Consider the following 15,101-nt stretch of genomic DNA (forward strand, 5'->3'; position numbering starts at 1 on the left):
TAGGCGGGCGCCGCGGGCCGCCGCTCACGCGTTCCCGCCGGGCGGCCGGCCCCGGGTCACCGACCGGCGCGAAGCTCCCCCGCCGCATTCGCCCGCAGGGTATGACGGAGGGATGAGAGGCCATGTTGCACACGCAGAGGTCAGGATCGACGCGACGCCGCAACGGGCGTGGCATGCGCTCACCGACCCGGACACGATCCGGCGGTGGATGGTGGGCACCGACGTCAGCACCGACTGGCAGGTCGGCAGCCCGATCACCTGGAAGGGAGAGATGAACGGCAGGCCCTACGAGGACAAGGGCGAGGTGCTCGAGGCCGACGCTCCCCGCCGTCTTTCCGTCACGCACTACAGCCCGCTGATGGGCCAGCCGGACCGGCCGGAGAACTACCACACCGTCACCTACACGATCGACGCCGCGGGCGACTCCGGCCCGACGACGGTGACCTTGGAGCAGGACGGCAACGAGTCGCCGGAGCAGGCCGAGCAGTTCGGGCAGAACTGGCAGTCGATGCTCGAGGCGCTCAAGCGGGCAGCTGAGTCCGCCTGACCGCGTCGAGACGAGCACGTCTGCCGAACAACGCGACCGGCGCCGGCCCGTGCGGGTCGGCGCCGGTCCACGTGGCAGGGCTGTCAGCCCAGACGCGCCTCGAGACTGATCGGCACGGCCTTGAGGGCCTGGCTCACGGGGCAGTTGGCCTTGGCGTCCTCGGCGGCGGCCTCGAAGTCCTCGGCGGAGATGCCTGGGACGTCGGCGACGACGCTGAGCGCGATCTCGGTGATGCCGGTGCCGGGCACGAACGTGACGTTCGCCGTCGTGTCGAGGGTGGTCGGCGGCGTGCCGGCCTTGGCCAGGCCGTTCGACAGCGCCATCGAGTAGCACGAGGAGTGCGCAGCCGCGATGAGCTCCTCGGGACTCGTCTTGCCGTTCGCCGACTCGGCGCGCGAGGCCCAGTTGACGTCGTAGGTGCCGACGCCCGAGCTCTCGAGGCTGACCTGGCCGGAGCCCTCGAAGAGGGAACCCTCCCAGTGCGTGCTGGCGGTGCGGGTGGTGCCCATGCCTTGCTCCTTCGCTGTGCTTTCGGCTCGGCCGGACGAGTCGCCGGCCCTCGTGGAGGCAACGGCACCAGCCTTCCGCGCTGTTCCCGCGGCGGCAAGCGGACCGCCTGTCGAGACGGGCCGGGAGGTCAGCGGGCGGCGAGCGACGCGTCGTAGAGCGCCTTCTTCGACAGGCCGGTCTGCGCGGCCACGTCGGCGGCGACGTCCTTGAGCCGCTCCCCGGCCTGCACCCGCGTGCGTATGCCGGCAACGGCCTCCTCGAGGGACGGCACCACCCGCTCGGCGCCGGCCACGACGACCGTGATCTCGCCCTTGACGCCGCCCTCCGACCAGGCGACGAGCTCCTCGAGGGTGCCGCGCCGCACCTCCTCGTAGGTCTTGGTCAGCTCGCGGCACACGGCCGCGCGCCGATCGGCACCGAAGGCGTCACGCATCGCGGCGAGGGTCTCGGCCAGGCGGTGCGGCGCCTCGAAGAAGACGATGGTGCGGCGCTCGTCGGCAACGTCGGCGAGCACCTTGGCGCGCTCGCCCGGCTTGCGCGGGAGGAAGCCGTCGAAGCAGAACCGGTCGACCGGCAGCCCGGACACGGCGAGCGCCATGAGGACCGCGCTCGGCCCGGGGACGCAGGTCACGCGTACGCCCGCCTCGACCGCAGCGGCGACGAGGCGGTAGCCGGGGTCGGAGACGGACGGCATACCGGCGTCGGTGACGACGACGACACGCTCCCCCGCGACGAGCCGTGCGACGAGGTCGGGAGTGCGGGCGGCCTCGTTGTGCTCGTGGTAGCTGACGACGGACCCCGCCGGCGTGACGGCGAGGTCGGTGAGCAGGCGACGGAGCCGGCGCGTGTCCTCGGCGGCGACGACGTCGGCCGTCGAGAGCTCCTGCGCCAGCCTGGGCGCGGCGTCGCGCGGGTCGCCGATGGGGGTGGCCGCGAGGACGAGGGTGCCGGTGGTCATGCCGCCATCCTCGCAGGGTCACCGACCACGGCCTCCGCGACAACGGACCGGACGGCGGCTTGTCGGGGCCGGGCACCACGGACAACCCCGACAACCGTCCACATGGCGGACTTCGGTGTCCACCGGGTGTTCCCCATGGTGGACGCGTAACCCCGTCGAAACCTCCACGCGGTACGACAGAGCCATGACGGATGCGGGCCGCACCACCACCGAGCAGCTCCTCGAGGCCGACCGCCGCGAGCCCAACGTCGCGACGTTCGCCTCGGGCGTCTCGTCGGCGCAGCAGCATGCCGCACTGCGCGCGTCGGTGCGCCAGCTGGGCGCCCTGCTCGGCGAGGCGCTCGAGCGTCACGAGGGCGCAGACCTGCTCGCCCTCGTCGAGAAGGTGCGAGGTCTGGCCCGTGAACCCCAGGACGACGACCTCCGGGCCGTGCTCGAAGGCGTCGACGCGCGCACCGCCGTCGTGCTGGCCCGCGCGTTCACCGCCTACTTCCAGCTCGTGAACGTCACCGAGCAGCTGCACCGGTGGCAGGAGCTCAGCGCGGTCGACGAGGCGCCCCTGGCCGCGACGGTGCGGCGCATCGGCGCCGCCCTCGACACGGGGACCCTTGAGCGCGCCGAGCTGGACGACGTGCTCGGCAGGCTCGAGTACCGGCCCGTCTTCACCGCCCACCCCACCGAGGCGACCCGCCGCACGGTGCTCAACCTGCTGCGGCGCATCGCCGTGACCGTCAGCGAGCTGGAGGACCCGCGCCGCCCGGCGTCGGAGGGCCCGCTCGCCGAGCGGCGCCTGGCCGAGCTCGTCGACATGCTGTGGCAGACGGACGAGCTGCGGATCGTGCGGCCCGAGCCCACCGACGAGGCGCGCACGGCCATGCACACCCTGCGCTTCCTCGCCGGCCAGGTGGTGCCCGACCTGCTCGCCGAGCTCGACCGCACCCTTGCCGGCATCGGCGTGCAGCTGCCCGAGTCGGCCCGGCCCCTGCGCTTCGGCGCCTGGGCCGGCGGCGACCGCGACGGCAACCCCAACGTCACCCCCGCGGTGACGCTCGAGGTCATCGGGATGCAGCACGACGCCGGGCTCGCCGAGCTCGTCGAGAAGCTCGACCACATGCTCCACGAGCTGTCCTCGTCGACCCGGTTCGTCGACGTCACGGACGCCCTCCGCGACAGTCTCGAGCACGACGCGGAGGCACTGCCGGTGACGTATGCCGCCGTCCGCCGCCTCAACGCGGAGGAGCCCTACCGGCTCAAGCTCAGCTTCGTCCGGGTGCGGCTGCTGCGCACCAGCGACCGGCTCACCCACGGCACCCCGCACGAGCCCGGCCGCGACTACGCCACCTTCGACGAGCTGCTCGCGGACCTCGTGCTCATCCGCGAGTCGATGCTCGCCGGCGGCGACACCCTGACCGCGAACGGCGCCATCCTCCGGCTCATCCGGGCGGCCGTCGCCACCGGCACGGGCCTGGCCACGCTCGACATCCGCGAGCACAGCGCGAAGCACCATGCGGCGCTGGCCGAGCTCTACGACCGCATCGGTGAGCTCGAGACCCCCTACTCGGACCTCGAGCCCGCGGCCCGAATCGAGCTGCTGTCCCGCGAGATGGCGTCGCGGCGCCCGCTCACCGGCGTCGGGGTCCACGACGTCGGCGAGGCCGCATCGGCGTCCCTGTCGCTCATGACGGCGATCGGGCGCGCCCTCGACACCTACGGACCCGAGACGATCGAGACGTACATCGTGTCGATGACCCACGACGTCGACGACCTCTACGCCGTCGTCGTCCTCGCCCGCGAGTCCGGCCTCGTCGACACGGGCACCGACACGACACCCGCCACCGCCCGCATCGGCTTCGCGCCGCTCTTCGAGACCGTCGCCGAGCTCGAGGCCGCGGGCCCGCTGCTCGACGCGCTGCTCTCGGACCCGTCCTACCGCCGCGTCGTCGGGGCCCGCGGCGACGTCCAGGAGATCATGCTGGGCTACTCCGACTCGTCCAAGGACGCCGGGATCGCCGCGTCGCAGTGGCAGATCCACCGGGCCCAGCGGGCGCTGCGTGACGTCGCCCGCCAGCACGGCGTCGTGCTCCGTCTCTTCCACGGTCGGGGCGGGTCGGTCGGACGCGGCGGCGGCCCCACCGGCGAGGCGATCCTCTCCCAGCCCTACGGGACGCTCGACGGCCCGATCAAGATCACCGAGCAGGGTGAGGTCATCAGCGACAAGTACACGCTGCCCGGCCTCGCGCGCTTCAACCTCGAGGTGGCGCTCGCCGCGGTGCTCGAGGCCTCCGTGCTGCACCGGAAGTCACTGCTGCCCCGGGACGTCCTCGACGGCTGGAACGGCACGATGGACCTCGTCGCCGGCCGCGGGCAGGACGCCTACCGCGCCCTGGTGCGCGACCCGGGGCTCGTGCCGTTCTTCGTGTCGGCGACGCCGGTCGACGAGCTGGGCAGGATGAACATCGGCTCGCGCCCCGCGAAGCGACCCGGCGGGCTGGGCGGCCTGGAGGACCTCCGCGCCATCCCGTGGGTCTTCGGCTGGACGCAGTCGCGGATCATCCTGCCGGGCTGGTTCGGCGTGGGCTCGGGTCTCGCCGCCGCCCGGGAGGACGGCCGGGAGGAGACGCTGCGCGAGATGTACGGCTCGTGGGCCTTCTTCCGCACCTTCCTGTCCAACGTCCAGATGACGCTCGCCAAGTCCGACCTCGACATCGCGGCCGGCTACGTGCGCGCCCTCGTGCCCGACGACGTAGTGGCGGTCTTCGACACCATCCGCGATGAGCACGCGCGCACCGTCGAGGAGGTGCTGCGCCTCACCGGCCAGAAGGAGCTGCTCGAGTCGGCGCCCGTGCTGCGCCGCACGCTCGAGCTGCGCGACAGCTACCTCGCTCCCCTGCACGCGCTGCAGACCTCGCTGCTCGCGCGCTCGCGCGCGGTCCCCGACGATGCCGAGCCCGACCCGGACGTGCAGCGCGCGCTGCTGCTCACCATCAACGGCATCGCCGCCGGGCTGCGCAACACCGGCTGATCCCGTATGCGTCCGGCCCGTCCGCGCTCGCCGCTCCCGTCAGCCCGCTGTGGCGTCACCGGCCTCGACCGGGGCTCCGGCAGGCGCGGCCGCTCGGAGCATCCGGGCGGCCTGCTCGCGCATGACGTCGCGAAGCTCAGGTGGCTCGAGGACGGTCATCTCCCACGGCAGCACACCAAGGTGCATGGCCATCCAGCCGAGGTGGTTGCCACCGGCCTCGAAGATGCAGCGCGACTCGCCGTCAGCTGTGACTGTGCCCACGGATGCGGGAATGTGCTTCTCCACCAACGACTTCGGCGCCTGAATGCGGACACGGCACACATGGTCGTACGCGCCGCGCGAGATCGAGCGGCGCACGTGCTCCGCCGCATCGGGTGCGTCGTCGCGCGGCCGGAACCGCCAGCCCCGTGACTCCGCACCCGTGATCCGGTCGAGCCGGAAGGTACGCCAGTCCTCGCGCTCGAGGTCGTACGCGAGCAGGTACCAGCGACGCCCGGTCGCGACGAGCCGGTACGGCTCGACCCGGCGCTCACCCGAACCACGCGGGCCGGCATACGCGAAGGTGACGCGCTCGGTCTCGCGGCAGGCGCGCGCGAGCAGCAGGAGGGTCGCGGCGTCGACGGTGGCCACGCCGCTGTCGAGGGTCACCGTGGCCTCGTGGATGGCCTCGACCTGGGCGCGGAGGCGTCCCGGCAGCACCTGGTCGAGCTTGGCCAACGTGCGCACCGCGGCCTCGCCCAGTCCCTCGATGGTGCCGCCGGCGGCGAGCCGCAGGCAGACGGCCACGGCGACGGCCTCGGTGTCGTCGAGGAGCAGCGGTGGGAGGCGGCGCCCGGCGCCGAGCTGGTAGCCGCCGCCGGCGCCGTGGGCGGCATTGACGGGGTAGCCGAGCTCACGCAGGCGCTCGACGTCGCGACGCACGCTGCGGGTCGTGACACCGAGCCGCTCGGCGAGCTCGGTGCCGCTCCAGACGGGACGGCTCTGGAGCAGGTCGAGCAGCCGCAGCACCCGGGCGGTGGTGCCGGCGCCGTCGGAGGTTGACATGGCTGAAGTCTGTCACCGACTGCGGACAGAAGCTGTCCTATATGGCTGAGAGCCTCGTGCCATGACAACGACACAGACCTCCATCGACTGGCCCTCCGTCCTCGTCGACCAGACCGCCTGGCACTGGACCAACCAGCTGCGCCCCCGGCTCGACGGGCTCACCGACGAGGAGTACCTCTGGGAGCCGACGCCCGGGGCGTGGAACGTCCACCCGCGCGGTCGAGGCAAGACCGAGATGCAGGGCGGCAGCGGCGAGCTCACCATCGACTGGGCCTTCCCCGAGCCCGTCCCGGCGCCGATGACGACGATCGCGTGGCGGCTCGCGCACATCATCGTCGGCGTCCTCGGCGCCCGCGTGCACAGCCACTTCGGCGGTCCCGCGGTCGACTACCTCTCCTTCGACTACGCGGGAGCCGCCGACGAGGCGCTGGCGCAGCTCGACGAGGCCTTCGAGGCGTGGACGGCTGGAGTCCGCGGCTGGGACGAGGCCGCGCTCGCCCAGCCGTGCGGCGCGACCGAGGGCCCGTGGTCCGAACATCCACGGGTCGAGCTCGTGCTGCACATCAACCGCGAGATCATTCACCACGGGGCGGAGATCGCGCTGCTCCGTGACCTCTACGCCCACCGCAACGACTGAGAGCGAGCACAGCCATGGCAGCCCACGTCCCTCCCGTCGCCGACGAGCGCGAGAGCCTCATCGCCTACCTCGACCAGCAGCGGGACGCCTTCGTCTCCGTCTCCTACGGCCTCACCGAGGAGCAGATCCGGCGCTCGCCGACCGCCGGGACCCTGTCCATCGGTGGGCTCCTCAAGCACGTCGCCACGTGCGAGCGCGGCTGGACGGCTCGGATGGCCGCTGCCCCCGAGGCACCGCCGCCGCCCGACCGGTCCGTCGCGGAGCTGGCGACCGCGTGGGGAGACGACTTCCGCGTCACCGGCAGCGACACGCTCGAGTCACTCCTGGCGGGGCTGGCTGCCGAGGGTGACGTCACGCGCCAGGTCCTGCGCCGTGCCGACCTGGGCGCCCCCGTGCCCGTGCCTCGCGACGCACCCTGGTTCCCCAAGGACGTCGAGGCGTGGTCGGTGCGCTGGGTCGCGATGCACCTCGTCGAGGAGCTGGCCCGGCACGCCGGTCACGCGGACATCATCCGCGAGTCCATCGACGGCGCAACGATGTATGAGCTCGTCGCCGCGCGCGAGGGCTGGCCCGAGACGCAGTGGCTCAAGCCGTGGCGCCCGACCGCAGCCGCGCGGGAGTGACGCGGGATCCCTTGCAGGAGATGGGCGAAGGGCCCTCGGGAGTATGAGTCCCAAGGGCCCTTCTGGGTGATCGGTCGATGGTGACGCTCCCGATCCACTTCTCATCGTCTCCGGTCCCGGCCGCCTCGTCACCCGGCTGCCGCAGTGGGTTGCCCCACCGTGTGGACCCTCGTCTCCGAGTCGTCCCGCACCCCCCGAGGGGAGCGCGTGAGAGATGTCTATCCCGCTTCCGTCGACCCCGCAAGGGTTTGCGGAAACTCGTTCGGTCCTCCACAGGCTGGCCGCCGTTGTCCACAGGAGAAGCGCGCTTCTCCACACGGCCACCGCGTCGGTGCACAGCTTGTGCACCGGCCCTGTGGACGGTCGACACTCAGCCGGAGACGGCCTGGACCTCGGCGAGGACGGTGCCGAGCAGCGCGGCCCCGGCAGCCGCGGACCGCGCCCGGTCGGGGTGCCCGCCGGCGGCATACGCGGTCTCCGCCTCGAGCAGCGCCGCGACCTCCGCATTCACCAGAGCCCGCTCCGCCTCTGCATCCAGCCGGCGGCGGTCGCGCTCGGTGACCCCCACCCCGACGGCGGCCCTTGCGACGTCGGCGGACGTCATGGCCATCTTCCCCTCATCGACCGTCACGGCCTCCGCGTTCTCGATGGCGGCCACCGCCGAGCGCAGCGCGTTGACGGCGTCACGGTCACGCTCGCGCATCGCCGTGGTGAGCCGGGACCGCAGGGCTGCGCGGAGCATCGAGGACATGCGGGCGAGGGTATGCCGCGGGCCATGCTGGGCGCCAACGACTTCGACCGCGGCCACAGCGTCCCGCCGGATCAAGGGTCGGTCAGCAGACGCGCCCTGAGGAAGGCCACGACGGCGTCCACGGCGTCCGGGTGTCGTTCGGCGGTGAGCGTCGCGTGGCCCGGCCCGTCGAGCTCGACCTTGACGAAGCCGTCGCCGAGCACCTCACTCAGGGTCTCGAAGCGAGTCCCGGTGGCCCAGTCGTCGCGGTAGCGGACCCCGAGCACCGGACACCCGGCCCGGACCCGGTTCCGGACTGCCGCGAGGTCGCCGGCGTCCAGCCCGATGTCGGCCGCCCGGCGCGCGCCGAGCGGGATGGGCAGAGCCGGCTGGGCGACAACCGGTGCCACCACCGCAGGATCCACCATCATCGCCAGCGCGAAGCCGCCCGTGATGCACATCCCGACCGCGCCGACACCGGCGCCGCCCGCCTCGGCGTGCACGTGCCGCGCCAGGCTGCGCAGCCAGGCTGCGACCGGCGTCGTGCGGCCCGTGGCCACCATGGTGAACTCCCGGCCGACGCACACCCGAGGGAGGACGCGAGCCGCCTCCAGCAACCGAGGGGCACGGTGGGCGCTGCCGAAGAAGTGCGGCATGACGACGGTGAAGCCCTCGTGAACGAGGTCCCGACCGAAGTGCACCACCTCGGGGGTCAGCCCCGGGCTCTCGTGCATCACGATGACTCCCGGCCCCGCCCCGTCGCGGTAGGTCGGGAACTCGAACCCGTCTGCCGCATGCGGCTCACGGCGCCAGCCGGACAGCAGCGACATGTCGTCGAGCGTACGCCGGTGCCTCGTCGGCGTCCGGTCGCGAAGTTACGCTGGCGCCATGTCGACCCCAGCGACCGTGACCCAGGCGAGCGCAGGCCGCGGACGGTTCGCCGGGCTGCTGGCGGCATCGGATCGCGACCCGTCGCGCGTGACCGAGCCGGAAGTGCAGCGCGGGCTGCGCTGGGAGACCGTGCTGGTCCTCGGCGTCAGCCTCGGCTCCTCCGCCGTCTACGCGGTGCTCAGCATCATCGAGAAGCTGACGCGGCCCGTCCCGCTGTCGCAGCAGACCACCGCGATGAACCAGTCGGCGACGCCCGGACGGCCCTGGCTCGACCTCGCCTACCAGCTCGCCGGCATCGTGCTGCCCCTGGTGGCCGTCGCGCTGGCCCTCTACCTGCTCAACCACATCCACCGACCGGCCGTCGACGTGCGCGCCGGACGGTTCGTCGGCCTCGACCGGCGCGAGCCCGGCCGCGACCTGCTGCGGGGCCTCGGCCTGGCCGCCGTCATCGGCATCCCGGGGCTCGGCTTCTACTTCCTCGCCAAGGCGATCGGCATCAACACCCAGGTCTCGGCCGCCAACCTCCAGGCGGTCTGGTGGTCGGCGCCCGTGCTCGTCCTCGCCGCCATCGAGAACGCCCTCCTGGAAGAGGTCATCATGGTCGGCTACCTCTTCACGAGGTGGCGCCAGACCGGGTGGTCCTGGCCGCTCGTCATCGGGCTCTCGGCGCTCATCCGCGGGAGCTACCACCTCTACCAGGGCTTCGGCGGCTTCGCGGGCAACATCGTCATGGGGCTCGTCCTGGGGCTGGTCTTCGTGCGCACCCGCCGGGTCATGCCCCTGGTGGTGTGCCACTCGATCCTCGACATCGTCGCCTTCGTCGGCTACTCGGTCCTGCGGGCCCGCGGCGTCTCCATCTGAGGCGCGTTCCCCCGGGCCGGCTGCACGGTCCACCCGGCCACACTGCATACGATGGCGCCCATGAACTCGGCCCGGCAGGTGCGTGCCCGCCTGCTCGGGGACCCGGCCGACGACTTCCGGCTGACCCGCCGCACCGCCGGCCGGGTCGCATGGCTCGGCTGGGCCGGCCCTCTCTTCTTCATGGTCGTCGGCGGCGTCATGCGCTTCTGGCACGTCGGCGCCCCGCACCAGCTGGTCTTCGACGAGACGTACTACGTCAAGCAGGGCTGGTCGATGGTGCTCTACTGGTTCGAGATGAAGAACGACGACGTTCTCCAGCAGGCGAACCAGGTCGACCAGCACTTCACCGCCAACGACCCGATGGTCTACGGCACCGAAGGTGACTTCGTCGTGCACCCGCCCGTCGGCAAGTGGCTCATCGGGTGGGGTGAGGCGCCCTTCGGCATCCTCAACTCCTTCGGCTGGCGCTTCGCCGTGGCCCTGGCCGGCACGATCTCGATCTTCATGCTCGGCCGCATCGCCCGCCGGCTCCTCCGCTCCGACCTGCTCGGCACGGTCGCGGCCGCACTGCTCGCCTTCGAGGGGCACCACTTCGTCCACTCGCGCACCGGGCTGCTCGACATCTTCGTGATGTTCTTCGGCCTCGCCGCCTTCGGGGCCCTGCTCATCGACCGCGACAAGGCACGGGAGGTGCTGGCCCGCAGGGTCGGCGACCGTTCGCGTGCGGCCACCTCGTGGATGGGGCCGGGGCTCGGCTGGCGACCGTGGCGCTGGGTGGCGGGCATCATGCTCGGGCTGGCCACCGGCGTGAAGTGGTCGGGGCTCTACTTCCTCGTCTTCTTCGGGCTGCTCACCGTGCTGTGGGACCTCGGCGCACGGCGTACCGCCGGCATTCGCGGCTGGCCGGCCGGCGCGGTCGTCAGGGACGCGCCGTACGCGTTCGTCCAGCTCGTCGTCACCGCTGTCGTCACGTACGTGGCGACCTGGACGGGCTGGATCCTGACCAAGGGTGGCTCGTTCCGGACGTGGGCACAGAACAACCCGGACACGCCGTACACCTGGCTGCCCGACTGGTGGCGCTCGCTCTGGGCCTACCACCAGCAGATGTACGCCTCGACCCAGTCGATCACCTCGTCACACCCCTACCAGACCAACCCGTGGTCCTGGCTCATCCAGGGACGGCCGACGTCCTTCTTCTACGAGGGCCCGAAGAAGGGCGCCGACGGGTGCCTCGTCGACCAGTGCAGCAAGGCGATCACCTCGCTTGGCACCGTCTCCATCTGGTGGGGCGGCACGCTCGCGATCTTCGTCCTGCTCTTCATGTGGGCGCTGCGCCGCGACTGGCGTGCCGGCGCGACCCTCTGCGGCCTCTTCGCGGGCTACCTGCCGTGGTTCTTCCTCGGCAACCGGACGATCTACTCGTTCTACGAGGTGGCCTTCGTGCCCTACGTCGTGCTCGCCTGCGTCTACGTCCTCGGCCTCGTCGTCGGTGGGCGGGAGGCGTCGCTGACCCGTCGCCGCGTCGGCTACGGCGTCATGGGCACCTTCGTGCTCCTCACGATCGGGCTGTTCGCCTTCTTCCTCCCGATCTACGTGGCCGACGTCATCCCCCTCTCGGAGTGGCAGGCCCGGATGTGGTTCCCGAGCTGGGTGTGAGGCGACCCGCCGGGTCGGCACGGGTACGCAGAACGACGTAGCCGACCGTCGGCTGTTCGGCGGTGCCCTCGGGCAGCCCACCGACCTAGCGTGCTGGGCATGGAGTCGCCAGTCCGGGCCCGACCCGCACGCCGTGCACGCCCTCCCAGGAGCGGTGGCCATGGGCACCGTCGTCGCCGACTGTTCGGTGGCCTTGCCTCAGTGCTCGTCGCGGTGCTGGTGCTGGCCCTGGGCACGCAGGCCTCCGCCAGCTGGGCAGCCACCCAGGTGGACCAGGTGCAGTACGACTTCTACGTCGACAAGACCAGCCCGTCCTGCAGCGACTCCGGGAACGGCACGCCGAGCGCGCCGTTCTGCACGATCACCAAGGCGGTCACCGGGCTGCAGGCGGGCAGCGCGCTCTACATCGGCGCGGGTACCTACGTCGAGACGATCAAGCCGTCCCTCTCGGGCACGGCGAGCGCACCCATCACGATCACCAGTTGGCCCGGCCGCAGCCCCGTTATCGGCAACGGCGTCGCCAACGGGGCCTACCTCGCGACGAAGAGCTACATCACGCTGTCCAACCTGACCTTCACGGGGACGACCGGCGACGGCATCTACGTCAGCAAGAGCGACCACATCACCGTCAGCGGCAACACCGTGACCAATACGGGCCGGCAGGTACAGGGCGCGACCGCCCCCGGGATCAGCATCCGCGCCACGAACAGCTCGACCGTGTCCAGCAACAACACGAACCACAACAGCGACACCGGCATCTACGTGACCAACACGTCGACGGGCAACACCGTCGCCAACAACGAGTCCAGCTACAACGCCCAGGGCTGGCAGCGAAACGCCAACGGCATCAACGTCACCAGTCCGGGCAACATCATCACGAGCAACGTGACCCACGACAACGAGGACACCGGCATCCAGCTCTACACGGGAGCGAACAACAACCTCGTCACCCTCAACGTGACCTATGACAACGGTGACCACGGCATCGACAACCTCAACGTCACCGGCGGCACGATCCTCGGCAACACGGTGTTCCGCAACTGCACGACGGGCCTCAACCTGGAGGGCGCGACCTCCGGCACCTACGCGATCGCCAACAATGTGGTGGTCGACAACGCGGTCTACCCGGCATACGGAGGCATCAGCTGTGCGCGTCGCGCCGGCAACATCGGCGTCTGGGACGGTGCCCAGAGCACGACCACGGCGAACCACAACCTGGTGAACCTCAGCAAGAGCGGCGTCATGTACGCGTGGGGTTCCACCTACACCAGCCTCGCTTCGATGCAGCGGGCCTCCGGGCAGGAGGGAGCCGGCGTGCAGGCCGACCCGAAGTTCGCGGACGCCGGCGCGTGGGACCTGCGGCTCACCGAGGGTTCACCGGCGATCGATCGTGGGGACAGCGGCATACCGGGCGAACAGCCCACCGACATCCTCGGCTATCCCCGGGTGCGAGACCCCAGCGTCAGCAACGAGTTCGCCGCTGGTCCGCGGCTGTTCGACGACCTCGGCGCGTACGAGTTCCAGCCCGCCGCCCCGGCGCCCGTCAAGGCGCCATCGGCCGACCTGGTGCTCACGCCCGTCCAAGGGGCTGCGCCCCTGGCGGTCACGGCCGACGCCAGCGCGTCCACGGACCCCCAGGGTCAGACGCTGAGCTACAGCTTCACCTTCGGTGACGGGACCTCTCTGCCCGCCCAGGCGAGCCCGGTCGCCAGCCACACGTTCCAGAACGCGGGCGTGTATGCCGTCACGGTCACCGCCCGCAACAGCTCCGGGGTGACCGGGATCGCCAGCGGCTCCGTCACGGTGACCGCGCCGCCGGCCACGCAGCCGCCGGCCGCAACCCTGCTCATGACGCCCTCCAACGGGGTGGCGCCGCTGAGCGTCACGGCGGACGCCTCTGCTTCGAGCGACCCGCAGGGAGCCGCGTTGACCTACGCCTTCGACTTCGGTGACGGCACGACGCTGCCTGCGCAGAGCGGCCCGACGGCGACGCACGTCTACGTCAACCCGGGCACGTTCACCGCCACGGTGACGGTCCGCAGCGCGACTGGCCTGAGCAGTTCGAGCACCGCCACGGTGACCCCGACGACGCCGCCGACGGTCCTGCCGCCGGCCGCCGCCCTGACCGTGACTCCGAGCAGCGGCACGGCCCCCGTTGCCCTGACGGCTGATGCGTCCGCCTCGAGCGACCCGCAGGGCCAGGCGTTGACCTACGCCTTCGACTTCGGGGACGGCACGACGCTGCCGGCGCAGTCCAGTCCGACCGCCACCCACACGTATGCCGCTGGGGGCGCGTACACGGTCAGCGTGACCGTCACCAACACCGCGAAGCTCAACGACACGGCGGCCAAGACGGTCGCGGTGAGTGACCCGCCGCCCCAGGCACCGGTCGCGCAGCTGACCGTGTCGCCGAGCAGCGGCACGACACCGCTTACCGTCACGGCTGACGCCTCCGCGTCGACCGATCCACAGGCGCAGGCGCTGGCGTATGCGTTCGACTTCGGTGACGGCACAACGCTGCCCGCGCAAAGTGGTTCGACCGCGACGCACACCTACACCACCGCAGGGACGTTCACGACGAAGGTGACCGTCACGAACACCTCCGGTCTGAGCGCCACTGCGCAGCAGACCGTCACAACCGGCGCGCCGATCCAGGCGCCCGTCGCCAAACTGTCCGTGACACCCAGCAGCGGCACGACGCCGCTGGCCGTCACGGCGGACGCATCTGCTTCGAGCGACCCACAGGGCCAGGCGCTGAGCTATGCGTTCGACTTCGGCGACGGCAGCACCGTGGTCGCGCAGGCCAGCCCCACGGCGACCCGCACCTACACCGTCGCTGGCACCTTCACCGTGAAGGTGACCGTCACCAACGCCTCGGGCCTCAGGACCACCGCCCAGCAGACCGTCACCACGGCGGCTCCCCTGCCCGGTTACGTGGCCTCACTGGGGACCAGCTCAGCGACCAGTAGGAACAGTTCGGGGGTGGTCACTGTGGGCCCCGCAGCCGGAGTGCGTCAGGGTGACCTCGTGGTGGTCACGCTTCAGATCCTCGCGAAGTCGACAAGCGGCGCCGTGGCCGTGACCGACACGGCGGGCAACAGCTACACCGTCGCCCGGGACGTGCCGGCCGGTGGCGGACGCCTCGTCGTCCTGACGGGGTTGGCCACCAAGCCCCTGCCGGCCGGCGCCAGGATCACGGCGACCTTCCCCGGTTCGACGACCTACCGGCTGGTTGCCGACGAGCTGACCGGCGTGACCCGCGTGGACCGGGTCGCCTCCGCGACAGGCACCACCGTGGCGTTCTCGTCCGGCAGTACCCCTACGACCACATCGGCGCGTGAAGTCGTGTTCGCGGCCGTCGCCTCGTTCACCGCCTCCACCAGTCCTACGTGGTCCACGTCCTGGACCAGACTGACCCCCCATTCCGCAGCAAGCACGAGCCTCGGGCGGGCATACCAGCTCCCGACCGCCACGGGCACGTTCAAGGCCGATGGGCAGACCTCGGGGACCTGGGCTGCGTTGGTCCTGACCTTCCAGCCGTGACCTGAACGACGCGCCCCCGAAGGCGCTCGCGGCCCTCCGACCGATTGGGTATGCCGGTCGGCCTGGTGTTATCGTTCCT

Annotated in this window: 12 protein-coding genes; 7 read left to right on the forward strand and 5 right to left on the reverse strand. The window is 71.5% G+C overall.

Annotation, left to right across the window (positions count from 1 at the left end; genetic code table 11):
• Positions 1-112 precede the first annotated feature (112 nt).
• Positions 113-547, forward strand: coding sequence for an SRPBCC domain-containing protein (locus AC3WRT_RS10660; RefSeq protein WP_492721682.1), 435 nt, complete (start codon positions 113-115; stop codon positions 545-547).
• A gap of 83 nt (positions 548-630) precedes the next feature.
• Here AC3WRT_RS10660 and AC3WRT_RS10665 read toward each other — a convergent pair whose 3' ends face one another.
• Positions 631-1,056 carry an OsmC family protein gene (locus AC3WRT_RS10665; protein ID WP_492721685.1) on the reverse strand — a complete coding sequence of 142 codons (426 nt, stop codon included), beginning with the start codon at positions 1,054-1,056 and terminating at the stop codon, positions 631-633.
• 128 nt (positions 1,057-1,184) lie between these two features.
• Complete coding sequence (gene rsmI / locus AC3WRT_RS10670) at positions 1,185-2,015, reverse strand: 16S rRNA (cytidine(1402)-2'-O)-methyltransferase (protein ID WP_492721687.1); 831 nt, start codon at positions 2,013-2,015, stop codon at positions 1,185-1,187.
• 184 nt (positions 2,016-2,199) lie between these two features.
• Between rsmI and ppc the strand changes: the two genes are divergently transcribed.
• A complete protein-coding gene (gene ppc / locus AC3WRT_RS10675) occupies positions 2,200-5,037 on the forward strand; it encodes a phosphoenolpyruvate carboxylase (RefSeq protein WP_492721689.1) in 2,838 nt (945 codons plus the stop codon).
• A 39-nt stretch (positions 5,038-5,076) separates the two neighbouring features.
• On the opposite strand, the gene AC3WRT_RS10680 is transcribed toward ppc, so the two are convergent.
• Entirely contained in the window at positions 5,077-6,081 is a 1,005-nt protein-coding gene (locus AC3WRT_RS10680; protein ID WP_492721692.1) for a helix-turn-helix transcriptional regulator, read from the reverse strand.
• A gap of 61 nt (positions 6,082-6,142) precedes the next feature.
• Between AC3WRT_RS10680 and AC3WRT_RS10685 the strand changes: the two genes are divergently transcribed.
• Positions 6,143-6,718: a DinB family protein gene (locus AC3WRT_RS10685; protein ID WP_492721696.1), complete on the forward strand. Its 576-nt coding sequence runs from the start codon at positions 6,143-6,145 to the stop codon at positions 6,716-6,718.
• Positions 6,719-6,732: 14 nt separating this feature from the next.
• Positions 6,733-7,341 (forward strand): DinB family protein, encoded by a 609-nt coding sequence (locus tag AC3WRT_RS10690; protein WP_492721698.1) that lies wholly within the window; start codon positions 6,733-6,735, stop codon positions 7,339-7,341.
• Positions 7,342-7,711: 370 nt separating this feature from the next.
• Here AC3WRT_RS10690 and AC3WRT_RS10695 read toward each other — a convergent pair whose 3' ends face one another.
• A complete protein-coding gene (locus AC3WRT_RS10695) occupies positions 7,712-8,092 on the reverse strand; it encodes a hypothetical protein (RefSeq protein ID WP_492721702.1) in 381 nt (126 codons plus the stop codon).
• A 71-nt stretch (positions 8,093-8,163) separates the two neighbouring features.
• Entirely contained in the window at positions 8,164-8,901 is a 738-nt protein-coding gene (locus AC3WRT_RS10700; RefSeq protein WP_492721705.1) for a dienelactone hydrolase family protein, read from the reverse strand.
• A 58-nt stretch (positions 8,902-8,959) separates the two neighbouring features.
• On the opposite strand from AC3WRT_RS10700, the gene AC3WRT_RS10705 reads away from it, so the two are divergent.
• From AC3WRT_RS10705 to AC3WRT_RS10715, 3 genes are all read left to right on the forward strand, one after another.
• Positions 8,960-9,823, forward strand: coding sequence for a CPBP family intramembrane glutamic endopeptidase (locus AC3WRT_RS10705; RefSeq protein ID WP_492721707.1), 864 nt, complete (start codon positions 8,960-8,962; stop codon positions 9,821-9,823).
• A 60-nt stretch (positions 9,824-9,883) separates the two neighbouring features.
• The gene (locus tag AC3WRT_RS10710; RefSeq protein WP_492721709.1) at positions 9,884-11,479 is read left to right on the forward strand and encodes a dolichyl-phosphate-mannose--protein mannosyltransferase; all 1,596 of its coding nucleotides are present in this window, start codon (positions 9,884-9,886) and stop codon (positions 11,477-11,479) included.
• Between the two features lie 201 nt (positions 11,480-11,680).
• Positions 11,681-15,022 (forward strand): PKD domain-containing protein, encoded by a 3,342-nt coding sequence (locus tag AC3WRT_RS10715; RefSeq protein WP_492721711.1) that lies wholly within the window; start codon positions 11,681-11,683, stop codon positions 15,020-15,022.
• Positions 15,023-15,101 lie beyond the last annotated feature (79 nt).

The organism is Terrabacter sp. FW104-15G4B (genome assembly GCF_058790095.1).